The sequence below is a fragment of the Streptomyces sp. NPDC029138 genome, assembly GCF_055564375.1.
Genome location: NZ_JBVHWM010000002.1, coordinates 206,106 through 227,394 on the forward strand (window position 1 = coordinate 206,106; position 21,289 = coordinate 227,394).

17 protein-coding genes and 6 tRNA genes are annotated in these 21,289 nt (G+C 74.0%); 14 read left to right on the plus strand and 9 right to left on the minus strand.

All coding sequences use genetic code 11. The features are described 5' to 3' along the window. Positions 1 to 8 precede the first annotated feature (8 nt). The 4 genes from cbiE to ACZ4WH_RS03180 all read left to right on the plus strand — a co-directional run bounded on the left by cbiE (position 9) and on the right by ACZ4WH_RS03180 (position 8,684). The gene (gene cbiE, locus ACZ4WH_RS03165) at positions 9 to 1,232 is read left to right on the plus strand and encodes a precorrin-6y C5,15-methyltransferase (decarboxylating) subunit CbiE (protein WP_468176053.1); all 1,224 of its coding nucleotides are present in this window, start codon (positions 9 to 11) and stop codon (positions 1,230 to 1,232) included. Positions 1,233 to 1,574: 342 nt separating this feature from the next. Beyond that, on the plus strand, positions 1,575 to 6,407 hold the full coding sequence (cobT, locus tag ACZ4WH_RS03170) for a nicotinate-nucleotide--dimethylbenzimidazole phosphoribosyltransferase (protein ID WP_468176055.1): 4,833 nt from the start codon (positions 1,575 to 1,577) through the stop codon (positions 6,405 to 6,407). A 141-nt stretch (positions 6,408 to 6,548) separates the two neighbouring features. Further along, complete coding sequence (gene cobA / locus ACZ4WH_RS03175) at positions 6,549 to 7,781, plus strand: uroporphyrinogen-III C-methyltransferase (protein WP_468176057.1); 1,233 nt, start codon at positions 6,549 to 6,551, stop codon at positions 7,779 to 7,781. Positions 7,782 to 7,865: 84 nt separating this feature from the next. Beyond that, on the plus strand, positions 7,866 to 8,684 hold the full coding sequence (locus tag ACZ4WH_RS03180) for a TrmH family RNA methyltransferase (protein WP_468176059.1): 819 nt from the start codon (positions 7,866 to 7,868) through the stop codon (positions 8,682 to 8,684). Positions 8,685 to 8,726: 42 nt separating this feature from the next. Here ACZ4WH_RS03180 and ACZ4WH_RS03185 read toward each other — a convergent pair whose 3' ends face one another. Further along, a complete protein-coding gene (locus ACZ4WH_RS03185) occupies positions 8,727 to 10,199 on the minus strand; it encodes a serine/threonine-protein kinase (RefSeq protein WP_468176061.1) in 1,473 nt (490 codons plus the stop codon). A 604-nt stretch (positions 10,200 to 10,803) separates the two neighbouring features. On the opposite strand from ACZ4WH_RS03185, the gene ACZ4WH_RS03190 reads away from it, so the two are divergent. The 3 genes from ACZ4WH_RS03190 (at position 10,804) to ACZ4WH_RS03200 (ending at position 13,285) form a co-directional block, all read left to right on the plus strand. Continuing rightward, positions 10,804 to 10,980 carry a hypothetical protein gene (locus tag ACZ4WH_RS03190; protein WP_014671580.1) on the plus strand — a complete coding sequence of 59 codons (177 nt, stop codon included), beginning with the start codon at positions 10,804 to 10,806 and terminating at the stop codon, positions 10,978 to 10,980. A 916-nt stretch (positions 10,981 to 11,896) separates the two neighbouring features. Continuing rightward, the gene (locus ACZ4WH_RS03195; protein ID WP_468176063.1) at positions 11,897 to 12,907 is read left to right on the plus strand and encodes a phosphotransferase family protein; all 1,011 of its coding nucleotides are present in this window, start codon (positions 11,897 to 11,899) and stop codon (positions 12,905 to 12,907) included. Between the two features lie 81 nt (positions 12,908 to 12,988). Next, positions 12,989 to 13,285, plus strand: coding sequence for a TFIIB-type zinc ribbon-containing protein (locus ACZ4WH_RS03200; protein WP_468176065.1), 297 nt, complete (start codon positions 12,989 to 12,991; stop codon positions 13,283 to 13,285). Between the two features lie 63 nt (positions 13,286 to 13,348). Here the strand turns inward: ACZ4WH_RS03200 and ACZ4WH_RS03205 are convergent. The 5 genes from ACZ4WH_RS03205 to ACZ4WH_RS03225 all read right to left on the minus strand — a co-directional run bounded on the left by ACZ4WH_RS03205 (position 13,349) and on the right by ACZ4WH_RS03225 (position 13,820). Next, positions 13,349 to 13,420, minus strand: a tRNA-Val gene (locus ACZ4WH_RS03205). Between the two features lie 29 nt (positions 13,421 to 13,449). After that, positions 13,450 to 13,521 (minus strand) — tRNA-Val (locus ACZ4WH_RS03210). A gap of 41 nt (positions 13,522 to 13,562) precedes the next feature. Beyond that, positions 13,563 to 13,634, minus strand: a tRNA-Val gene (locus tag ACZ4WH_RS03215). A gap of 1 nt (position 13,635) precedes the next feature. After that, positions 13,636 to 13,709: transfer RNA gene (locus ACZ4WH_RS03220), tRNA-Cys, on the minus strand. A 38-nt stretch (positions 13,710 to 13,747) separates the two neighbouring features. Beyond that, positions 13,748 to 13,820 (minus strand) — tRNA-Gly (locus ACZ4WH_RS03225). A 177-nt stretch (positions 13,821 to 13,997) separates the two neighbouring features. On the opposite strand from ACZ4WH_RS03225, the gene ACZ4WH_RS03230 reads away from it, so the two are divergent. Genes ACZ4WH_RS03230 through ACZ4WH_RS03240 form a run of 3 tightly spaced genes read left to right on the plus strand, consistent with a single transcriptional unit; the run spans position 13,998 to position 16,745 of the window. Then, the gene (locus ACZ4WH_RS03230; protein WP_468176067.1) at positions 13,998 to 15,053 is read left to right on the plus strand and encodes a chorismate-binding protein; all 1,056 of its coding nucleotides are present in this window, start codon (positions 13,998 to 14,000) and stop codon (positions 15,051 to 15,053) included. Next, a complete protein-coding gene (locus ACZ4WH_RS03235) occupies positions 15,050 to 15,871 on the plus strand; it encodes an aminotransferase class IV (protein WP_468176070.1) in 822 nt (273 codons plus the stop codon). The genes ACZ4WH_RS03230 and ACZ4WH_RS03235 overlap by 4 nt, the downstream gene beginning before the upstream one ends. A gap of 49 nt (positions 15,872 to 15,920) precedes the next feature. Next, a complete protein-coding gene (locus ACZ4WH_RS03240; protein WP_468176072.1) occupies positions 15,921 to 16,745 on the plus strand; it encodes a GNAT family N-acetyltransferase in 825 nt (274 codons plus the stop codon). A 269-nt stretch (positions 16,746 to 17,014) separates the two neighbouring features. Here ACZ4WH_RS03240 and ACZ4WH_RS03245 read toward each other — a convergent pair whose 3' ends face one another. Next, positions 17,015 to 17,539 carry a DsbA family protein gene (locus ACZ4WH_RS03245; protein ID WP_468176074.1) on the minus strand — a complete coding sequence of 175 codons (525 nt, stop codon included), beginning with the start codon at positions 17,537 to 17,539 and terminating at the stop codon, positions 17,015 to 17,017. A 206-nt stretch (positions 17,540 to 17,745) separates the two neighbouring features. Between ACZ4WH_RS03245 and ACZ4WH_RS03250 the strand changes: the two genes are divergently transcribed. After that, positions 17,746 to 18,210 carry a hypothetical protein gene (locus ACZ4WH_RS03250; RefSeq protein WP_468176076.1) on the plus strand — a complete coding sequence of 155 codons (465 nt, stop codon included), beginning with the start codon at positions 17,746 to 17,748 and terminating at the stop codon, positions 18,208 to 18,210. 155 nt (positions 18,211 to 18,365) lie between these two features. Continuing rightward, entirely contained in the window at positions 18,366 to 18,518 is a 153-nt protein-coding gene (locus ACZ4WH_RS03255) for a hypothetical protein (RefSeq protein WP_014671572.1), read from the plus strand. 83 nt (positions 18,519 to 18,601) lie between these two features. Here the strand turns inward: ACZ4WH_RS03255 and ACZ4WH_RS03260 are convergent, their stop codons facing one another. Both ACZ4WH_RS03260 and ACZ4WH_RS03265 read right to left on the minus strand, forming a co-directional pair. After that, positions 18,602 to 19,162 (minus strand): CGNR zinc finger domain-containing protein, encoded by a 561-nt coding sequence (locus tag ACZ4WH_RS03260; protein WP_468176078.1) that lies wholly within the window; start codon positions 19,160 to 19,162, stop codon positions 18,602 to 18,604. A 338-nt stretch (positions 19,163 to 19,500) separates the two neighbouring features. Continuing rightward, positions 19,501 to 19,914 carry an SsgA family sporulation/cell division regulator gene (locus ACZ4WH_RS03265; protein WP_004002642.1) on the minus strand — a complete coding sequence of 138 codons (414 nt, stop codon included), beginning with the start codon at positions 19,912 to 19,914 and terminating at the stop codon, positions 19,501 to 19,503. A gap of 191 nt (positions 19,915 to 20,105) precedes the next feature. On the opposite strand from ACZ4WH_RS03265, the gene ACZ4WH_RS03270 reads away from it, so the two are divergent. Then, entirely contained in the window at positions 20,106 to 20,570 is a 465-nt protein-coding gene (locus ACZ4WH_RS03270) for a TIGR02611 family protein (RefSeq protein WP_468176080.1), read from the plus strand. A gap of 85 nt (positions 20,571 to 20,655) precedes the next feature. Next, positions 20,656 to 20,727 (plus strand) — tRNA-Val (locus ACZ4WH_RS03275). The last annotated feature ends 562 nt before the right edge of the window (positions 20,728 to 21,289 follow it).

The following is a 21,289-nucleotide window of genomic DNA, read 5'->3' on the forward strand; positions in this document are numbered from 1 at the left end:
TGACGACGATGGCCGACCGGGTCACGGTGATCGGCTGGGACGGCTCGCCGCTGACCGACGCGGCACGGGCCGCCCTCGGCGCCGCCACCCTCGTGGCCGGCGCCGCCCACCACCTGGCGCTGCCCGAGGTCCCGCCCACCGCCGAACGCGTCCGCCTCGGCAGCCTCGCCCTGGCCGCCCGCCGCATCGCCGCCCACCGCGGCACCGCGGTCGTGCTCGCCGACGGCGACCCCGGATTCTTCGGCGTCGTCCGCACCCTGCGCGCACCGGAGTTCGGCCTGGAGGTCGAGGTCGTCCCCGCCGTCTCCTCCGTCGCCACCGCCTTCGCCCGCGCCGGCATGCCCTGGGACGACGCCCAGGTCGTCGTCGCCCACCCGCGCACCCTGCGCCGGGCCGTGAACGTCTGCCGTGCCCACACCAAGGTCGCCGTGCTCACCTCGCCGGGCGCCGGCCCCGCCGAACTCGGCCTCCTCCTGGAGGGCGTGCACCGCACCTTCGTCATCTGCGAGGAACTGGGCACCGAGCACGAACAGGTCAGCGTCGTCACCTCCGACAAGGCCCCCGACCACACCTGGCGCGACCCCAACGTCGTCATCGTCATCGGCGGGCCCGCCGGCGCACAGGAGGGCGGCGGCTGGATCGCCGGGCGCGACCCGGGCGCCGGCCCGCGCGGCTGGGTGCAGCCCGACGAGAGCTACGGCGCCGGACCGGCCGGCGGCCTCGGCGAGGGCGAGACACAGCTGCTGCGCGCCGCCCAACTCGCCCGCCTCGGGCCCCGCGTCGGCGACCTCGTCTGGGACATCGGCTGCGGCAGCGGCGCGTTCGCCGCCGAGGCCGCGCGCGCCGGCGCGGCCGTCATCGCCGTCGACCACGACCCGGCCGCCTGCGCCCGCACCGACAGCGCCGCGCGCCGGTTCGGCGTCCAGCTCCAGATCGTCCACGGCAGCGCCCCGCACGTCCTCGAAAACCTGCCCGAACCGGACGTCGTACGGGTCGGCGGCGGGGGACCGGCCGTCGTCTCCGCGGTCGCCGACCGGCGCCCGCAGCGCATCGTCACGCACGCCGCGAACCGGGACGCCGCCGAGCGCGTCGGCCGCGACCTGACCGAGCACGGATACCGGGTCGAGTGCGCCCTGCTCCAGTCCGTCGAACTCGACACGCGGGCCTGGACCGAGACCGAGCGGAACGTTGCGTTCCTGCTCAGCGGGGTACTGCCGGATCGCGCCCCGTGATCCTGTTGTCGTACCGCGCGCGGTAGGCTGGCCGATCGTTGTACCGCACCGGTGGCCCGAACTTCGTTCGCCAATGTCCGGAACGCACGCCCGTTTTGGGGTGGGTGTGGTACTGCGGAACCGGAGGACGCGCAACGTGGCGCAGTCCACAGCGGGCTGTCGCGGATCTTGCTGTCGCGACGGCACGACGGCCGGGACAATGCCACTGAATGGCTTTGTCGCCTTTTCCGGCGGGTCGTTCGTGCCGCTGGGCACGGACGCTCGTTCTTCACTGCGGGCGGTCGGTGCGCCGTTCCGGGTGAGCTGGTCGTAGGAGCACTAACCGATGGGCGAGGGGTACGCATGACCGACACCGGCCAGGTCCCGTGCGAGGGGCAGCCGGAGAGCGCAGGCATGGTGGAGCAGCCGGGCGTCCCCGCGCACGGTGCGTACACCTACCTCTCCGAGGCGCCCGCCGAGGACGAAGACCTGCTGCTGCCGGGTGCCCAGGGCGCGTGGGGCAACGAGGTGCCGCCACCCGCTCCGGAACCGGTGGTGGAAGCCGTCCACGAGCCGGGCCCGCACGAGACGGCCGGCCGTGACAGCGGCTCGGTCGACCTCAGCGGTGTCCGCCTGCCCGACACGGGACCGGCGTCGGTGCCGCCGTCGCCCATCCTCTCGGCGCCGCACGACCCGACGGCCGCCCCGCAGCCGCCGCGCCGCCCGCTGCACCTCGGCCCGCCGATCCCCGACACCTCCGCCAGCCCGGTCCGCTCCCTCGCCGACCGCGGCCCCGCGGGAGCGCCGGTACGGCAGCCCGGACCGGCGGCCGGCGGCCCCGAGTACCTCGACGCCCAGTCGCAGACAGCTCCGCAGAGCGCGGCCCCCTGGGGCGCGGCCCAGGTCGCCACCCAGGCCCCGGCTGCCGAAACGGTTGGCCCGTCCGACGCGGCCCAGGCGGCGGTGGCCCGCCTCACCGGCCAGGCGGCGTCCCCGACCGGCGACACCGGGCACGTGCAGGTCGTGCACGGCCATGACGGGGTCCAGCCGGTCCATGCGCACGACGGGGTGTACACGGCACCGGGGACGCTGGACGCCGAGGACGCGCAGGCGGACATGGCCGGGGAGGACATGGCTTCCGGTGACGACGCGGCGCCCGCGACTGCTGACGGAGAGCCAGGGTCGGCGCGGGTGGCCGAGGTTTCGGGCGCCGGGCAGGGCGGGGCGGACTCGACGCACCAGAGCGCGCTGCCTGCGGAGGCTTCCGGTACGTCGGCCGAGGCGGTGGCTCAGGCAGTGACGGCGGACGCGGCTCAACCGACGTCACCGGCGGAGGCGGCCGACGACGCGTGGCCCACCGGCGCCGGGCAGCCCGCTGACGCCGGGCAGGCCGCCGCCGCGCAGGCCGCCGACGCGGCACAGCTCGCCGAGGTGCCAAAGGGTGCCGTAGCCGGGCACGCCAATGGTGCGGGACAGCCCATCGATCCCGCGCAGCCTGCCGGTTCCGCGCAGGCTGACGCCGCTGGACAGGCCGTTGACCCGTCTCAGTCCGTCGACGCCGCGCAGCCGACCGGTGCCGAGCAGATGGCTGACGCGCCGCAGCCCGCCGGTCCCACGCAGGCTCTCGATGCTGGGCAGGCCGCCAGCGGCGCGCAGCTCACCGAGGCAGCGCAGGCTGCCACTGCCGGGCATGCCGTTGGTACGTCGCAGTCCGGCGACGCGGGGCAGTCTGCCGGTCCCGCGCAGGCTGTCGCCGCCGGGCAGTCTGCCGCTCCTGCGCAGGCTCTCGATGCCGGGCAGGCCGCCGCCGCCGGGCAGCCTGCCGAGGCGCCGCAGGTTGCCGTTGCCGGGCAGGCCGATGGCGTGGCGCAGCCCATTGACCCCGCTCAGCCGACCGGTGTCGAGCAGATCGCTGACGCGGCGCAGTCCGGCGACGTGGGGCAGCCTGCCGGTCCTGCGCAGGCTCCCGATGCCGGGCAGGCCGCCGACGCCGGGCAGCCTGCCGAGGCGCCGCAGGTTGCCGCTGCCGGGCAGGCCGATGGCGTGGCGCAGCCCATCGACCCCGCGCAGCCGACCGGTGCGGAGCAGGTTGCTGGTGCGCCGCAGCTCGCCGACGCGGGGGAGTCTGCCGATCCCGCGCTGGTTGCCGCCGCCGCGCAGGCCGCCGACGTCGCGCCCCTTGCCGGTCCCGCGCAGGCCGATGGCGTGGCGCAGCCCATTGATCCCGCGCAGGCCGCCGACGTCGCGCAGCTTGCTGAGGCGCCGCAGGTTGCCGCTCCCGCGCAGCCCGATGGCGCGGCGCAGCCCATTGACTCCGCGCAGGCCGCCGACGCCGCGCAGCTTGCCGAAGCGCCGCAGGTGGCCGCTCCCGGGCAGCCCGATGGCGTGGCACAGCCCATCGACCTCGCGCAGCCGACCAGTGCCGAGCAGATCGCTGGTGCGGCGCAGCTCGCCGACGCGGGGCAGTCTGCCGGTCCCGCGCAGGCCGGCGCCGCTGGGCAGACCGCCAATGCCGGGCAGCCCACCGGCGCCGAGCAGATCGCTGACGTGCAGCAGGCTGCCGCCGCGCGCGCCGCCGACGCCGCACAGCCTCAGCTTCCCGCCGAGGCCCAGGCGCTCGCCGAGCCTCAGGCGCCCGGCGAGGTCCAGGCTCCCGTCTCCCCCCAGGGCGCAGTCGGGTCGGCCGACGCGGTTGCCCCGCACAGCGCGGGCGAACCCGCTGACACGGTTGCCGCCCAGAACGCGGCCGCGGCCCCCGACGCGCCCCCTGCCCAGGCTCACGACGCGGCTCCGGCCCAGGTAGCGGTCGACGGCGCCCTCCCGACGGCCGTCCAGGCCGCCGACCCGATGGCCGCCCAGGCCGCCGAGCCTGTCGCCGCCGCCCACCCGACGTCCGCCCAGGCCGCGCAGCCGACCGCCCCCCAGCCGCCGGAGGCACCCATCCCCGCCGCCGCAGAGGTACCCGACGCCGACGCGTCGCAGGTGAACCCGGTGCAGCCCGCCGCACCCGCGGCCGCCCCCGGGCAGGACGCCGTACCCGCCGGTGACGGCGCCCCCGAGGCCGTCGCGGCGCCCGAGCAGGCCACGCTCCAGGGCCCGCAGCTCGCCGAGAGCGTCCCGCACGCCGCCGAGGCCCAGGCCGTACCGCAGCAGCCGGCAGCGGACACCCCCGTACCGGACGCCCCGTACGCGCAGACCCCGGAGCAGCCGTTGCCCTCCGGGCTCCCGGTGGGGCCGGATCCGCAGCCGTTCGGGGAGTTCGTGCCGGTGGAGGGCCAGGTGCCCACCACCCCGCATCTGGCGCCCACCCCGCCGCACCCCCTCGTCGTGCCCGCACCTCGCGACGGCGAGCCGGCCGCGGCGCCCACCCCCGGTGTCGTCCAGCACGCGGAGGACCTCCGGACCAGGGCCGCCGACCAGGAAGAGAGCACGGCCGCAGTGGCGGAAGCACGACAGTCCACCGGCCCCGCCGCGCCCGGCTACGCCGACGCCGAGCGCGAGGCCGTCCTGAAGGTGATGCGCGAGCGCCGCGACATCCGCAACGGCTTCCGCAGCGACCCCATCCCGCACGAGGTGCTGCTCAGAGTCCTGGAGGCCGCGCACACCGCGCCGTCCGTGGGCCACTCGCAGCCCTGGGACTTCGTCGTCATCCGGTCCGCCGAGACCCGGCGGACGATGCACGAACTGGCGATGCGGCAGCGCGAGGCGTACGCCAGGTCGCTGCCGAAGGGCCGGGCCAAGCAGTTCAAGGAACTGAAGATCGAGGCCATCCTCGACACCCCGGTCAACATCGTCGTCACCGCCGACCCCACCCGCGGCGGCCGGCACACGCTCGGCCGTCACACCCAGCCGCAGATGGCGCCCTACTCCTCGGCGCTCGCGGTGGAGAACCTCTGGCTCGCCGCCCGCGCCGAAGGCCTCGGCGTCGGCTGGGTCAGCTTCTTCGACGAGCGGGAGATGGTCCGCGCGCTCGGCCTGCCCGAGCATCTGGAGGTCGTCGCCTACCTGTGTGTCGGGTACGTCGACGAGTTCCCGGACGAGCCCGAGCTGATGCAGGCCGGCTGGTCCAAGCGACGCCCCCTGTCCTGGGTGGTGCACGAGGAGACGTACGGCCGCCGCGCCCTGCCCGGAGAGGAACCCCACGACCTGCTCGCCGAGACCGTCGCACAGATCCGCCCGCTCGACGCCAAGGCGCTCGGCGAGGCATGGGAGCGCCAGAAGCGCATGACCAAGCCGGCCGGCGCGCTCGGCATGCTGGAGATCATCTCCGCACAGCTGTGCGGGTTGTCCCGGCAGTGCCCGCCGCCGATCCCGGAGCCCGCCGCCGTCGCCATCTTCGCCGGCGACCACGGCGTGCACGCCCAGGGCGTCACCCCCTGGCCGCAGGAGGTCACCGCCCAGATGGTGGCCAACTTCCTCGGCGGGGGCGCCGTCTGCAACGCCTTCGCCGGCCAGGTCGGCGCCGAGGTGTGCGTCGTGGACGTGGGTGTCGCCGCCGACCTGCCGGCCACCCCCGGCCTGCTGCCGCGCAAGATCCGCGGTGGTACGTCCGACATGACCACCGGCCCCGCGATGACCCGCGAGGAGGCCAGGGCGGCCATCGAGGTGGGCATCGAGACCGCCCGCGACCTGGTGGCGGCCGGCAACAAGGCGCTGCTCACCGGTGAGATGGGCATCGCCAACACCACCGCGTCCGCCGCGTTGATCTCCGTCTTCACCGGCGCCGACCCGGCCGAGGTGACCGGGCGCGGCACGGGCATCAACGACGAGACGCTCGCCCGCAAGACGGAGGTCGTCCGCCGCGCCCTGGAACTGCACCAGCCGGACCCGGCCGACCCGATCGGCGTCCTCGCGGCGATCGGCGGCTTCGAGCACGCGGCCATGGTGGGTCTGCTGCTCGGCGGAGCCTCGCTGCGCACGCCGGTGATCCTGGACGGCGTCAGCGCCGGCGCGGCCGCCCTCGTCGCCCGGGCCATCGCCCCCGAGGTCCTCGCGGCCTGCATCGCCGGCCACCGCAGCGCCGAACCGGGCCATGTGGCGGCCCTGAACAAGCTCGGCCTGCGCCCCCTGGTCGACCTCGACCTCCGCCTCGGCGAGGGCACGGGCGCGCTGCTGGCCCTGCCGCTGGTCCAGAGCACGGCGAGGGCCATGCACGAGGTGGCCACGTTCGATTCGGCGGGGGTCACGGAGAAGTAGGCCCCGCAGGACGGGTGGTCCGGTGTTCAGCTGTCGGACCACCCGTGTCCCGGGCCCTGCCCACACCCTAAAATCTGCACGTCAGGGCCGCTCCGAAGGTGCAGCGCGCCCATCGCACAGCTGCACGAGGAGTCGCCCCTCATGGCCGAACACCCCGCCTACCCCGTAGGCCTCCGCCTCTCCGGCCGTCGCGTGGTCGTCCTTGGCGGCGGTCAGGTCGCCCAGCGTCGCCTCCCGGCGCTCATCGCGGCCGGCGCGGACATCGTCCTCGTCTCCCCGGAAGCGACCCCCTCCGTCGAGGCCATGGCGGACGCGGGCGAGATCACCTGGGTGCGGCGCGGATACGAGGACGGCGACCTCGCCGAGGCCTGGTACGCCCTCATCGCCACCAGCGACCCCGAGGCGAACGCGGCCGCCTCCGCCGAGGCGGAGCGCCACCGCGTCTGGTGCGTCCGCTCCGACGACGCCGACCAGGCGACCGCGTGGACCCCGGCGACGGGCCACAGCGAGGGCGTCACCGTCGCCGTACTCACCACGCACGCGCGAGGCCGCGACCCCCGGCACACCGCCGCGATCCGGGACGCGGTCGTCGAGGGCCTGCGCGACGGCACCCTCGTGGCCCCGCACCACCGCACCCGCACCCCCGGCGTGGCCCTGGTCGGCGGCGGCCCGGGCGACCCCGATCTGATCACGGTCCGCGGCCGGCGACTCCTCGCCGAGGCGGACGTCGTCATCGCCGACCGGCTCGGCCCGCGCGACCTGCTCGCCGAACTCCCGTCGCACGTCGAGGTGATCGACGCGGCGAAGATCCCGTACGGCCGCTACATGGCCCAGGAGGCCATCAACAACGCGCTCATCGAGCACGCCAAGCAGGGCAAGGCGGTCGTCCGGCTCAAGGGCGGCGACCCGTTCGTCTTCGGCCGGGGCATGGAGGAGGTCCAGGCGCTCGCCGAGGCCGGCATCCCGTGCACGGTGGTTCCGGGCATCTCCAGCTCGATCTCGGTGCCGGGCGCGGCCGGCATCCCGGTCACGCACCGGGGAGTGGCCCATGAGTTCACCGTGGTCAGCGGCCATGTGGCCCCCGACGACGAGAGGTCCCTGGTCGACTGGCCATCGCTCGCCAGGCTCACCGGCACCCTGGTGATCCTGATGGGCGTCGACAAGATCGGGAAGATCGCCGAGACGCTCGTCGCGCACGGCAAGTCGCCGGAGACGCCGGTCGCCCTGGTGCAGGAGGGGACGACGGCCGCGCAGCGCCGCGTGGACGCCACCCTCGCCACGGTCGCCGAGACGGTCCGCGCCGAGGACGTGAAGCCCCCGGCGGTCATCGTCATCGGCGAGGTGGTGCGGGTGGGCCCCGCGCCGTCGGCGTGACCTTGGCCTGATCACGCGTAACCCGGGGTAACCCATCCCTTCCCAGCCGTTGGCACCACACCCAGGACAAGGCAGTATCACCCTGTGGCCGATCTCATCACCGTCGAGGATCCCGACGACCCGCGCCTGACCGACTACACGGGCCTGACCGACGTCGAGCTGCGCCGCAAGCGCGAGCCCGCCGAGGGCCTGTTCATCGCCGAAGGCGAGAAGGTCATCCGCAGGGCCAAGGAAGCCGGCTACGAGATGCGGTCGATGCTGCTCTCGGCCAAGTGGATCGACGTCATGCGCGACGTCATCGACGAACTCCCGGCCCCGGTCTACGCCGTCAGCCCGGAACTCGCCGAACGGGTCACCGGCTACCACGTGCACCGCGGCGCCCTCGCCTCCATGCAGCGCAAGCCGTTGCCGACGGCCGGCGAACTGCTCCGCTCCGCCCGCCGGGTGGTGGTCATGGAGTCGGTGAACGACCACACCAACATCGGCGCGATCTTCCGCTCGGCGGCGGCCCTCGGCATGGACGCGGTACTGCTGTCGCCCGACTGTGCCGACCCGCTGTACAGGCGGAGCGTCAAGGTCTCCATGGGCGCGGTGTTCTCGGTGCCGTACGCCCGGCTGGAGACCTGGCCCAAGGGCCTGGACTCGGTCCGCGAGGCCGGTTTCACCCTGCTCGCGCTCACCCCGGACGAGAAGGCCCGCGCCCTGGACGAGGCCGCTCCGCACAGGATGGACCGGGTGGCGCTCATGCTCGGTGCCGAGGGCGACGGGCTGTCCACGCAGGCGCTGGTCGCCGCCGACGAGTGGGTCCGCATCCCGATGTCGCACGGCGTCGACTCGCTCAACGTGGGCGCGGCGGCCGCGGTGGCCTTCTACGCGGTGGCCACGGGCCGACCGGAGTCCTGACCGGGCGTACCCCCGCCCGCTGAGCCCTTCCGGACGCGGCCCTCAGTTCCCGGCGTCGCGGCTCACCGCCGACTTGTTCGGGTCCGGTACGAACGTTCCGTCGCCCAGCGGCGAGTTGCTCGGCTGGGTGTGCCGCTGCTGCGGGACACCGTCGTCGCGGAGCCCGCGCGCCGGGCCCTGGCAGCCCTGGGCCACCGCGATGCCGAGCGCCACCAGCAGCGTCACCACCACGAACACGAACAGCCGCTGCCGCAGCAGCCGCGGATTGGCCGGCCGCCGCAGGCCACCCGCCGGGCGCTGCCCCGGCCGCCCGGAACCGCGCTGAGCGGGCCGGCCGCCGCCGGAGCGCGGGCCGCCGCCGCGCGGCACCGGCGTGGGGCGCGCCGTACCGGACCGGGAGGAGGCGGCGGTACCGCCACCGCGCGCACCGCTGCCGCCGCGCGAGGACGCCCCGCCCCGCGAGGACACTCCGCCACGGGACGGCACGTCACCTCGTGCGGACACCGCGCCCCTGGAGGACGCGGAGGGCACACCGCCCCGGGCCGGAGTGCCGCCGCGCGGCAGCGGCGTGTCGGGGGAGGGACGCCGCTGGGTGCGCTGCTGCTCGGGGTAGGTGTCGGCGAGCCGTCCCGTGGGCCGGTCCGCCTCCGCGGCACGCGGCGCGGGCGGCCGTACGCCGTCCAGGCCCTGCGCCTCCCGGGCGGCGATCTCCTTCAGCCGCAGCGACAGCTGGAGCGTGCTGGGCCGCTCGTCGGGGTCCTTGGCGAGGCAGGCCCGGATCAGCGGGGCCAGCGCGTCCGGTACGCCGTACAGTTGCGGCTCCTCGTGCACCACCCGGTACAGCATCACCTCGGAACTGCCCTGCCCGAAGGGCGAGTCGCCGGTCGAGGCGTACGCCAGGGTCGCGCCCAGCGAGAAGACGTCCGTCGCCGGGGTGACCGCCGCGCCACGCACCTGCTCCGGGGCGAGGAAGCCGGGGGAGCCGACCGCCGTCCCCACGTGGGTGAGCGTGGAGGCGCCGGTGGCCCACGCGATGCCGAAGTCGATGATCCGCGGCCCCTTCGGGGACAGCAGGATGTTGGAGGGCTTCAGGTCCCGGTGGACGACCCCGGCCTCGTGCACCGCGACCAGCCCCTCGGACAGGGCCGCGCCGATCGCCGCCGTGTCCGCCGCGCCGAGAGCGCCCTCCTCGGCGACCTTGTCGTGCAGGGAGGGCCCGGGTACGTACTGGGTGGCGAACCAGGGCCGCTCGGCCTCCAGGTCCGCAGCGACGAGCCGGGCCGTGCACCCGCCCCGGATGCGCCGCGCCGCCGACACCTCGCGTGCGAACCGCGACCGGAACTCCTGGTCCTCCGCCAGATCCGGCCGGATCACCTTCAGGGCGACCCGCTGCCCCTTCTTGTCGGAGCCGAGATAGACCACGCCCATCCCGCCCGCGCCGAGCCGTCGGTGAAGCCTGAACGAGCCGACGACGCGCGGGTCCTCGCGCCTCAGGCGCATCATCGCCATGTTCATCCCCGCTGCCCGGTCCCTGTGACGTGGCACAGCTTACGTTTCCACGGCCGCCTGCGCGCAGAGGCCGCGCCCTCTCGGCCGGACGGATTGTGTGGGCCGTCCGGGGGACGTGAAACCCGGTCAGCAGGCTCCGGTCTACGGCGACTTCACGCCAGGGGTGACATCAACCGTTCGGTGGGGCAGGGAGGTTGACGTTCTGCGGGAATGCGGTGCGCGGGGTCGTACCCCCACCGGCCCCTGGTCGCCGACGGCTCACGGCCGCGCCCGCGCCCCGGATCCCGATCCACCCCCGGCACGCCTCCCGACCCGGACGGGAGTGATCGAAGTCACTCCGCCTGCCTGATGGAAAGCTGCGGAAATAAGCGGACAGAGTGGACGACCCCTCCGGGAAGACCCCGAGACCTGGGCCCGCGTCTCCACCCAGGGGAGTACTTCCCAGGTCATGGCTCATCCTCATGGAGGCCCGGCAATCGGTACGCGGGCATGACGCCCGATGTGCGCCGCGCGCCTAGATTTGAGGTCAAGCGGCGGGTGACAGCACTCGTCCCCCGAGGTCAGACACCCGCCGCTGCCGACGACAACCGAAACGGTCAGGAGAGGGACCATGGCCCACACGGCACCGCGACGCACGGCGTTCGCCCCCCGCCGGACGGGTCGCCGCCACCCCCTGGTGGCGACGCTCATGGCCCTTCCCCTGGCGGCCCTGCTCCTGCTCGTCTTCGACGGCTGGGAGACGGTGGCCACACAGGCGTCGTCCGTGGGTGCGATGCTGGGGCGCTGAGCGGCGACCCCAGGCCCGGAAGAGCGGTCCGGGCGGGGACATCCACCCATGAAACCCCGTGGGGACGGGGGTACCGCGGACGGCACAAATGCCGGCGCAGCTGGGGAGCTGCGCCGGCATGAGCCGTTCTCAGCACCGCTCGCCCTGCGGTCCGTACACCGACTGCGCCCGAGCGGGTCCTGATCACACAGCTCCCCGCGCCCCTGGAAAAGCCCAGCGGACGACGCTAGGCAACAGCACCCACTCAGCTGCGAGCGGTCGTGCGGCCGGGGCGGCGGCCGTACCGACTCAGCTGCGGGCGGTCGTGCGGCTGGGGCGGTGCCCACCGGGCAGTGGCGGCCGTACCGACTCAGCTGCGGGCAGTCGTGCCGCTGGGGCGGCGCCCACCCGGCTGCGGCGGTGGTACCCGCCTAGTTGTAGGCGTCGTGCCGCCGGGCCTGCGCCCACCCGCCGTAGCTACGGGCGGTCGTGCCGCCGAGGCGACGCACACCCGACAACGGCGGCCGTACCGACTCAGCTGCGGGCAGTCGTGCCGCTGGGGCGGCACGGGTGGGCGCAGCGGCACCCCGCCAGGGCGGGTGAGCGATCCGACCTCCGGTCAGCGGCACCGCGCGGCACCCCGCCAGGGCGGGTGAGCGATCCGACCTCCGGTCAGCGGCACCGCGCGGCACCCCGCCAGGGCGGGTGAGCGATCCGACCTCCGGTCAGCGGCACCGCGCGGCACCCCGCCAGGGCGGGTGAGCGATCCGACCCCCGGTCAGCGGCACCGCGCGGCACCCCGCCGGCGCGGGCCAGCTATCCGACCCCCGGTCAGCGGCAGCGTGCCGCACGCCGCAGGCGCCGGTGAGTGGCCCCCCGCCCCGCCCACCCCAGTACCCTCGCCCCAACACCCCACCCCGCCCCGACGAAGGCACCCTTGACCGCAGATACGGACACCGGCAACCCCGCCCTCATATCCGCGCTGGCCGACCAAGCCAAGGCCGCCGCTCACCCCCGTACCCCCACCACCCCCTGCACCTGCCCCAGCACCCCCCTCGCCGACCGCCAGGACGCCACCGTCGTCCGGCACGCCGGCATCGTCGCCAAGGCCCACGCCGCGGACACGGACCCCGCCGCGCTCACCCTCCGCGTCACCACGGCCGCCCGCCACCCCGACCTGCTCCTGCCCCCGTTCACCCCGGACGCGGCCACCCTGCACGACCGCCCGGTGACCCTCTGGCCGTACGGCGTCCCCGTGGACCCGGAAGATCCGGACGCCGCCCCCTGGGAGGCCGCCGCCACCCTCCTGGCCCGCCTCCACCGCACCCCCGTCCCCGCCGCCCTCCCCCCGATGCGCGGCCCCGCCAAGGCCGCCCGAGCCCTCGACCGCCTCCGCTCGGCCCTCCGCTCGGCCCCCCGCACCTCACCCGGCACAGCGACGCACACGGCAGCCCGCCCCGTCCTGGACGCCTGGGCCGCCCTGCCCGCCTGGGCCCGGGCGGAGGCGCCGATGCCCGGCCCGCCGGCCCTCTGCCACGGTGATCTGCACCTCGGCCAGCTCGTCCGGCACCCGGCACCGGACGGCCCGTGGAGGCTGATCGACGTGGACGACCTCGGCGCCGGCGTCCCGGCCTGGGACCTCGCCCGCCCGGCCGCCTGGTACGCCTGCGGACTCCTCCCGCCCGACGAGTGGACCCGCTTCCTGACCGCCTACCGACAGGCCGGCGGTCCCGCCGTACCCGAGGACGGCGACCCCTGGCCCGCCCTGGACGTCCCGGCCCGCGCGCTCACCGTGCAGACGGCTGCCCTGGCGGTCACCAAGGCGCTCGCCGCGGACCGCCCGCTGGACGAGGTGGAACAGTCCGTGGTGGACGCCTGCGCGCGCATGCCGTCCGTCCCCGCCGGCCTCCCGCGCCCGCGTCGGCCCAGGTCCGGATTCCCGGACTAGGCTGCAACCGCCCGGGGCCGGACGGAGTCTGTCCTGGGGAAACACCTGAGCAGGACCGACCGGCGAGGAGTTGAGCCGACCATGCAGTGTCCGAAGTGCCATGCGCCGATGCACACCTACAACCGCAACGGCGTCCAGATCGAGCAGTGCAGCGGCTGCCGCGGCATATTCCTCGACTACGGCGAGCTGGAGGCGCTGACCCGCCTGGAGTCCCAGTGGTCGCAGCCGGCCCCGCCGCCCCCGCCCGCGGCCCCGCAGGCCTACCCGGCGGCCCCGCCCGCGCCCGCCTGGGGCGCCCCGCAGGGCGGCCACGGCGGTCACGGTCACTACGGCCACCACCGCCACAAGAGCTTCGGCCACATGCTCTTCTCCAGCTGATCGTCAGCTGAGCGCACGCAGAAGCCCCCGGCCGTACGAGACGGCCGGGGGCTTCTTGCTGTGTGGACGATACTGGGATTGAACCAGTGACCTCTTCCGTGTCAGGGAAGCGCTCTCCCGCTGAGCTAATCGTCCGCGGGCTGTGACCCGTGAGTCACAGACAGTGCGCGATACTGGGATTGAACCAGTGACCTCTTCCGTGTCAGGGAAGCGCTCTCCCGCTGAGCTAATCGCGCGGGCGGGGATCTTCGAGAAGATCCAGGACCCGAAGATCCAGTGGACGATACTGGGATTGAACCAGTGACCTCTTCCGTGTCAGGGAAGCGCTCTCCCGCTGAGCTAATCGTCCTTGGAGGTGGAGACGGGATTTGAACCCGTGTAGACGGCTTTGCAGGCCGTTGCCTCGCCTCTCGGCCACTCCACCAGGAGTGTAAGGGGATCGGGACGACCCCTTCTCCTTCGAGCGGACGACGAGGCTCGAACTCGCGACCTCAACCTTGGCAAGGTTGCGCTCTACCAACTGAGCTACGTCCGCTTGTCGTTTCGGTCCGCTTCCGCGTCCCGGCGACGTGTTGAACTCTAGCGGATTCCCGGGCCAGCACAAAAACGCGTTTGCGCAGCGTGCTGCGGTGCACCCGACGGACCCCGTGGTCAGTGCCCCCTCCGGGACATCCCGGAGCCACCTCCCGGACACCGACCTAGACTCGACCACGTGTTCCACCACCCATCCGGACTCCCCCCGCTGGCCCGCTTCGGCGACCGCGTCGCCACCGGCCTGCTCGACGTCACCAGCGATCCCGCCGCCCTGGACTCCACCGGCTTCTGGGCCGTCTGCGCGGACTTCGAGGGCCGTCTGACCTGCGCCCGCTTCGCGGACGTACGCGAGGAGCCGGTGCCCGCGCCGGTGCCCGGCGGATGGCCGGGCCCGCAGCCGGGGGACTGGACCTCCTCCCTGGACCGCGCCGCGTACACGGCGGCCGTCCACCGCATCCGTGAGCACATCGCGGCCGGCGAGGTCTACCAGGCCAATCTCTGCCGCGTGCTCAGCGCGCCGGTCGACCCGGCCGCCGATGTGGACGCCCTGACCGCCCTGCTGGCCCGGGGCAACCCGGCGCCGTACGCGGGAACGATCCGGCTGCCGGAGCACGGCGTGGAGATCGCCACCGCGTCGCCCGAACTGTTCCTGCGCCGGGACGGCCGTACCGTCGAGTCGGGACCCATCAAGGGGACCGGGCGCACCGAGGCGGACCTCCTGGAGAAGGACTACGCCGAGAACGTGATGATCGTGGACCTGGTCCGCAACGACATCGGGCGCGTCTGCGCGACCGGCAGCGTGACCGTCCCGGACCTGTGCGCCCTGGAGAAGCACCCCGGGCTCGTCCATCTCGTCTCCACCGTCCGAGGCGAGCTGCGCGCGGACGCCGGCTGGCCGGAGCTGCTGGACGCGGCCTTCCCGCCCGGCTCGGTCACCGGCGCCCCCAAGTCGAGCGCCCTCAGGATCATCGAGGCGCTGGAGACGGCACCGCGCGGCCCGTACTGCGGCGGCATCGGCTGGGTGGACGCCGACCGGGGCACCGCCGAGCTGGCCGTGGGCATCCGCACCTTCTGGATCGACCGCGCCGCGGGCGCCCTGCGCTTCGGCACCGGAGCCGGCATCACCTGGGGGTCCGACCCGGAGGGGGAGTGGCGGGAGACCGAGCTGAAGGCGTCGCGGCTGCTCGCGGTAGCGTCGGGGGCGTACGACGAGACAGAGGGGGCGCTCCTATGAGGATCTGGCTGGACGGCGAGCTGCGGGACCTGGAATCCGCCCGGATCTCCGTCCTCGACCACGGGCTGACCGTCGGCGACGGCGTCTTCGAGACCGTCAAGGCGGTCCACGGCGCGCCGTTCGCGCTCACCCGGCACCTCGACCGGCTGACCCGCTCGGCCCGCGGCCTCGGCCTGCCCGACCCCGACCCCGACGAGGTGCGCCGCGCCTGTACGGCCGTCCTGGAGGCGAACCCGGTGCCGCTGGGCCGGCTGCGGATCACCTACACCGGCGGTCACGGCCCGCTCGGCTCCGACCGTGGCGAACAGGGCCCGACCCTGGTGGTCGCCGTCGGCGAGACCAGCCGCCGCCCGGACTCCACCGCGGCGATCACCGTCCCGTGGACCCGTAATGAACGCGGCGCCCTCGCCGGCGTGAAGAGCACCTCGTACGCCGAGAACGTCGTCGCCCTGGCCCGCGCCCATCAACACGGGGCTTCCGAGGCGCTGTTCGGCAACACGGTCGGGCAGCTCTGCGAGGGCACCGGGTCGAACGTCTTCGTCGTCCTGGACGGCGAGATCCACACCCCGCCGGTCACCGCCGGCTGTCTGTCCGGCATCACCCGGGCCCTGGTGATCGAGTGGGTCGGCGCCAAGGAGACCGACCTGCCGCTGGACGTCCTCCGTCGCGCCGACGAGGTCTTCCTGACGTCCACCCTGCGGGACGTACAGGCCCTGCACCAGGTCGACGACCGCGAACTGCCCGGCACCGGCGGCCCGGTGACCGCCGAGGCCATGCGGATCTTCGACGAGCGGGCCGGGCAGGACCTGGACCCCTGAGCCGGAAAACGGGCTGACGCGGGCGGTCCTCGTGGGTAGAACACCTGTGATGACCACGACCCTGCGGCCGGCCGAGCCGCTCCAGCAGCATTCCGACGGAACCCGCTCGCGCCGCTACACGGTGTGCGTGAACAGCCGTTCCGTCGGCGAGATCCACCTCGGCACCTCGCCGTCCCTCGGTGCCTCGGTGGCCCGCGTCATCGACCTGCGGATCGCAGAGCCCGACCGGCGGCGCGGCCGCGGCACCGTGGCCGCGCTCGCCGCGGAGGAGGTGGCCCGGGGCTGGGGCTGCGCACAGATGGAGGCGGTGGTGCCCGCCACGGCGGACGCCGCGCTGCGCCTGTTCGGCGCGCTCGGCTACACCGTGCGCAACCGCGGCATGGAGAAACGACTCGGCACCGCCCCGCCCGCGCTGCCGCCGGGCAGCCACGCGCGGCCCATGACCGAGGCCGAGTTCGCGGCCTGGCAGGAGACGGAGAGCGAGCGGTACGCGCGCGGGTGGATCGGGCGGGGCATTCCCGAGGCCGCGGCCCGGGCCAAGGCCCGCGACGATCACGCGCGGCTGCTGCCACAGGGGCTCGCGACCGAGGGCATGCTCTTCAGCGTGCTGGAGCACGAGGGCCCCCGGGTGGGCACCCTGTGGCTGGCCCTGGAGGAGGCCAAGGCGTACGTCTTCGACGTGGAGACCGACGCGGCCCACCGTGGCCGAGGACACGGCCGTACGCTCATGCTGCTGGCGGAACGCCAGGCGATCGAGGCCGGCCGGACGGTCCTCGGCCTCAACGTGTTCGCGGGCAACACCCCGGCCGAGCGGCTGTACATGTCACTCGGCTACGAGACGGTGACCCATTCCGTGAGCAAGCCTCTGCTGTAGGGACCGGGCGAGGCTGTGCGGCGGGGGCTGCCGTGCCCCTGCTGTAGGACCGGGCGAGGCTGTGCCGCGGGGCTGCCGCGCCCGTGTGGCGGGGCTGCCGTACGCGTGCCGCCGGGCTGCCGTGCCCATGTCGCGGGGTTGCCGTGCCTGTGCCGCCGCGCTGCCGTGCCCGTGTCACGGGGCTGCTGAGCCCCTTGTGCAGGCTGCCGATCCCGTTGCGGGGCTGCCGATCCCGTCAGGGCCGCCCCGGACGCTCGCCCCGCCCCAGGTCAGGCCTCCCGGTCGGCCAGCAGCCGATCCGCGATCTCCTCGATGCGTTCGCGCAGGCCTTCCTGGCTCTTGCCGCCGTCGAGGCGCTCGCCGCCGATGACGTACGTCGGGGTGCCCGTCACGCCGATCGCCTTGCCCTCGGCCTGGTCGGCGTCCACGACCAGGATGTGCCGGCCGTCGATCAGCGCGGTGTCGAACTCCTCCGCGTCCAGGCCGAGTTCCCGGGCCACCTCGACCAGGAAGGGTTCTCCCTGACGGTCCAGCTCCGCCACCCGCTCCAGCACTGCCTCCACGTACGGCCAGCCCTTGCCCTGTTCCAGCGCCTCCTCGGCGGCCTGGGCGGCGGCGAAGGCGTGCTTGTGCTTCTCCAGCGGGAAGTGCCGCAGCCGCAGCTCCAGCCGGTCGCCGTAGCGGGCGCGCAGGGCGCGGACGTCGTCCAGGGCGGTGCGGCAGTCGGGGCACTGCAACTCGCACCAGACGTCGAGGACGAGGGCTTCGGTGCGTGCGGGGGAGGAGTCGCTCATGCCCACCAGTCTTCCAGGCCGGACCCGGGCGACCCAATCGGGACCTGAGCGGGGCCATGGAGCCCGGGACCGGCACGCCAGGCCCGTTGACCGGCACTCCAGTAGGAGGGGACCCGGAGATGTCCCTGATGTCTGGCCGGGGCATGGCATCGAGGGGACCCGGCGGTGCACGATGGAAGCGACGAACGAGCCCGCCAGGAGGACGGATGATTGCCGAGACAGTCTGCTCCGCCGTGTCCGCGGCGGGCCTGGGTATCGCGGTGGTCACGGCCTACCGCAAGCGTTTCCTGGCGGCGGCCCGCCTCGCGGCCTACTCGCTCGTGCCGGTCGGCCTGGTGATGACCGGGGTCGTCGGCTGGCTCGCCGACACCGCCCTGAGCCCCACCGCCTGGGCGGGCTTCGGGGTGCTGGGCGCGGCCTGGCTGCTGTTCGCCGGCACACGCGCCGTGGAGCGGCGGCGCGGAGGTGCCGGGCGCAGGGCGGCCGGGCGGGCCGAGCGGGAGGCGGTGGCGCCCGCGGCCTCGGCGCCGTCCCTGGGCGAGGCGCCCCGGCAAACGGCACGCGAGGCACCCCGGCCCACGGCCGGACCCCGGACCGGCGCGCCCCGGGCCGCCGACTCGGCCGAGGACTTCAGCGACATCGAGGCCATCCTGAAGAAGCACGGCATATGACAGTCACATGACTCACTGAAACGACACAGTGGGTCCACGGACGTCCGGAATCGTTCACGAGCCGAACGAGACCTCGTGGTATTCGGCGAACTCCCGCAAGATCCGTGTGTGTTGATCGCGGAGTGGCTGCCGGGTGCGCCATCATCGGCCGCGAGATGCTGGACACGCAACAGAGCGAGGCCGCGCCGCCGAAGGACGAGCCGCGCGGGTGCCTCTTCGCCCTTTCCCAGCCACCGCTGATGATCTTCCTTGCGGTGATCGGGTGTCTGCTCCTCATGGCTGCGCTGCACGACCTGCTGTTGCTGTGAGCCGTACACGTCCGTCCCGGCGTCACCCGCCGGGACCGACGTCGCACCGAGGCGGGCGGGGGACACCTCGGCCCGCCGCCTCCTCAGCCCGCCGCCTCCTTGCGCCGGGCCCGGTAGGCGGCGACATGCAGCCGGTTGCCGCAGGTGCGACTGTCGCAGTAGCGCCGCGAGCGGTTGCGGGACAGATCCACGAAGGCGCGGCGGCAGTCCGGTGCCTCGCAGCGCCGCAGCCGTTCCTGCTCGCCGGCCACCACGAAGAAGGCGAGTGCCATCCCGCAGTCCGCTGCGAGATGGTCGGCCACGGACGCGCCCGGTGCGAAGTAGTGCACATGCCAGTCGTAGCCGTCGTGGTCCGTCAGACGGGGCGTGGTGCCCGCCGCGGCGACCAGTTCGTTGATCATCATGGCGGCGGACCGGGCGTCCGGGGCCGCGAAGATCGCCGCGAACCGCGCCCGGACCCTGCGCACCGCGGAGAGGTCGAACTCCGAGAGCAAGCCGACATCGCTCATCTTGTGGTTTCGCACGAAATCCGCAAGAGCCGGGACATCGGGCAGTCCGTCCGCCGCCGCGTCGTCCTCCGGCGCGGTGTTCACCAGATCCACCACGGTGTCGAGGGCGCACCGGGTGTCGTGGGTGATCAGCACGTTTCGCTCCCTGGCCTGGGGGGTCGGGCGGGCGCCCGCCGATGCTGGCCGATGGTAGCGACAACAGCGCCCACCGCACCCGTGTGTGCCCGACCTCTCGCTCGCCTGTAGAACGCCGCCGATCCCCCAAGGGTTCCCGGGGCCGCCGCCCGGACGCAACGCAGTCGGACGCGCACGGAGGGCAGTGGGAGCACACGGAGGGCAGCCGGGCGGGCACAGCCCGACGCCGCCTCCGTGACGGCTCACGGTGACGGCGCCGGCCTGTGCCGTATGCGGTTGTCTTGGCCCGAGCCGTCTCCCCGAGTGGACGGCGCCGGGCTGCTTGGAAGGGCCGCGACCTAGCTCTCCGCCAGGATGTGCGAGAGCTCCTGATCCAGATCGAAGTGGCGGTGTTCCGTGCCGGGCGGCACGGCGGCGTCGGTTCGCTTCAGGAAGGACTCCAGGGCCCGCGCCGGGGCCTCGAGCAGTGCCTCCCCCTCCGGGGAGCTGAGGGCGATGCACACGACGCCCTGACCATGACTGCGGGATGGCCAGACGCGGACGTCGCCGGTGCCGGTGGGCCGGTGAAGCCCCTCGGCGAGGAGGTCGCGGGCGAACACCCACTCGACGGTCTCCTCGGCTCCGGTGTGGAAGGTGGCGTGCACGGCGTAGGGGTCGGCCGTGTCGTACCGCAGGCCTGCGGGGACAGGCAGGGAGGACTCGCTCGACACAACGAGGCGCAGGTGCAGCTCGCAGCTGACCGTGGTGTTCATAAGCGCCAGGGCCTTTCGCTCAGTGTGCGCTCGGGGATTCGCACGTCGGCGAAATCGACATGCCACCTACGGTGCCGTTGTAAACCCCTCTGAGGGTTTTGCGTGTGTTTACGTAACTCTTCCGGCCGAGAACTCGTACCAGACCTACGACCATTCCGGTGACTGGATTCACTCAGGTAGGGTTTGTCTGTATGAATACGGGGAGTGACGAGCCGGGCGAGGTCGCCGTGGCAGCGGACAAGGCGAGGACGGACCGGCCGGAGGCCGGGCGGGAGGCCGAGCACGGGCTCGGCTCAAGGGCGCCGGAATTCATCAAGGCCCGCCGGTTCCTGCACCTGAGCTGGCAGGTCGGGGTCTTCGTGATCGGCCTCGCGGTGGTCGGCGCGGGGATCGTCATGCTGCCGCTGCCCGGGCCCGGCTGGGTGGTGATCTTCGGCGGCATGGCCATCTGGGCGACCGAGTTCGTCTGGGCACAGCTAGTGCTCCGCTGGACCAAACGCAAGGTCACCGAGGCGGCCCAGCGGGCCCTCGACCCCAAGGTGCGCCGCCGCAACATCACACTGACCGTGATCGGGCTGGTGATCATCGGCGTGCTCGCCGGGACCTACCTGTGGAAGTTCGGCCTCGTCATGCCGTGGAAGATCAAGGACCAGTGACGCGGCTTCGGGGGCGGGTGGTGCCCGCCGCTCGGCCCCCGGTCGGAACCACCCGCTGACATGGGGTAATGTTCTTCCTGCGCCCGGGCGATTAGCTCAGTGGGAGAGCGCTTCGTTCACACCGAAGAGGTCACTGGTTCGAACCCAGTATCGCCCACCCGGACCGACGGCCCACCTGCGACCAGCAGGTGGGCCGTCGGCGTATGCGCGCCCTGTCGGCAGCGGGTGCGAGGCAGCCGGGTGCAGGGCTCCCGGCTGCCTCGCGTTTTGCCGAACCGGCAACAACTCTCGTGCCCTCCGGGCCGCCCGCCGGATCATCGTGACGCGGCCACCGACCGGCAGCCACCCACGCGACCGTCCCGACGCCCCCCGACTCGCCCACACCGCCACGACCGGCGGCCCGCACCGCCAGGACCACCGGCCCACACCCCGGGGACCACGCGCCGCGTCCCCGACCGCACGCCCGGCTCCTCCGTCACGGACCGCGCGTCCCGGAGCGCTTCCTCGTCTTCGCCGCCTCACCGCACTCCCGGACCGCCTCTCCGGCTCCGCCGCCTCACCGCCCGTCCCGGATCGCACGACCGGCTCCTCCGTCACTGACCGCCCGTCTCAGAGCGCCTCCCCGGCTCGGCTCTCTCACCGCACTCCCGGACCGCCTCCCCGTCTTCGCCCCCTCACCGCACGTCCCCGACCGCCTCTCCAGCTCGGCTCCCTCTCCG

Coding starts and splice junctions, on each gene's coding strand:
- cbiE (WP_468176053.1), top strand. CDS start 9: ATGGCCGACCGGGTCACGGTGATCGGCTGGGACGGCTCGCCGCTGACC.
- cobT (WP_468176055.1), top strand. CDS start 1,575: ATGACCGACACCGGCCAGGTCCCGTGCGAGGGGCAGCCGGAGAGCGCA.
- cobA (WP_468176057.1), top strand. CDS start 6,549: ATGGCCGAACACCCCGCCTACCCCGTAGGCCTCCGCCTCTCCGGCCGT.
- ACZ4WH_RS03185 (WP_468176061.1), bottom strand. CDS start 10,199: ATGAACATGGCGATGATGCGCCTGAGGCGCGAGGACCCGCGCGTCGTC.
- ACZ4WH_RS03190 (WP_014671580.1), top strand. CDS start 10,804: ATGGCCCACACGGCACCGCGACGCACGGCGTTCGCCCCCCGCCGGACG.
- ACZ4WH_RS03200 (WP_468176065.1), top strand. CDS start 12,989: ATGCAGTGTCCGAAGTGCCATGCGCCGATGCACACCTACAACCGCAAC.
- ACZ4WH_RS03235 (WP_468176070.1), top strand. CDS start 15,050: ATGAGGATCTGGCTGGACGGCGAGCTGCGGGACCTGGAATCCGCCCGG.
- ACZ4WH_RS03240 (WP_468176072.1), top strand. CDS start 15,921: ATGACCACGACCCTGCGGCCGGCCGAGCCGCTCCAGCAGCATTCCGAC.
- ACZ4WH_RS03245 (WP_468176074.1), bottom strand. CDS start 17,539: ATGAGCGACTCCTCCCCCGCACGCACCGAAGCCCTCGTCCTCGACGTC.
- ACZ4WH_RS03250 (WP_468176076.1), top strand. CDS start 17,746: ATGATTGCCGAGACAGTCTGCTCCGCCGTGTCCGCGGCGGGCCTGGGT.
- ACZ4WH_RS03255 (WP_014671572.1), top strand. CDS start 18,366: ATGCTGGACACGCAACAGAGCGAGGCCGCGCCGCCGAAGGACGAGCCG.
- ACZ4WH_RS03265 (WP_004002642.1), bottom strand. CDS start 19,914: ATGAACACCACGGTCAGCTGCGAGCTGCACCTGCGCCTCGTTGTGTCG.
- ACZ4WH_RS03270 (WP_468176080.1), top strand. CDS start 20,106: ATGAATACGGGGAGTGACGAGCCGGGCGAGGTCGCCGTGGCAGCGGAC.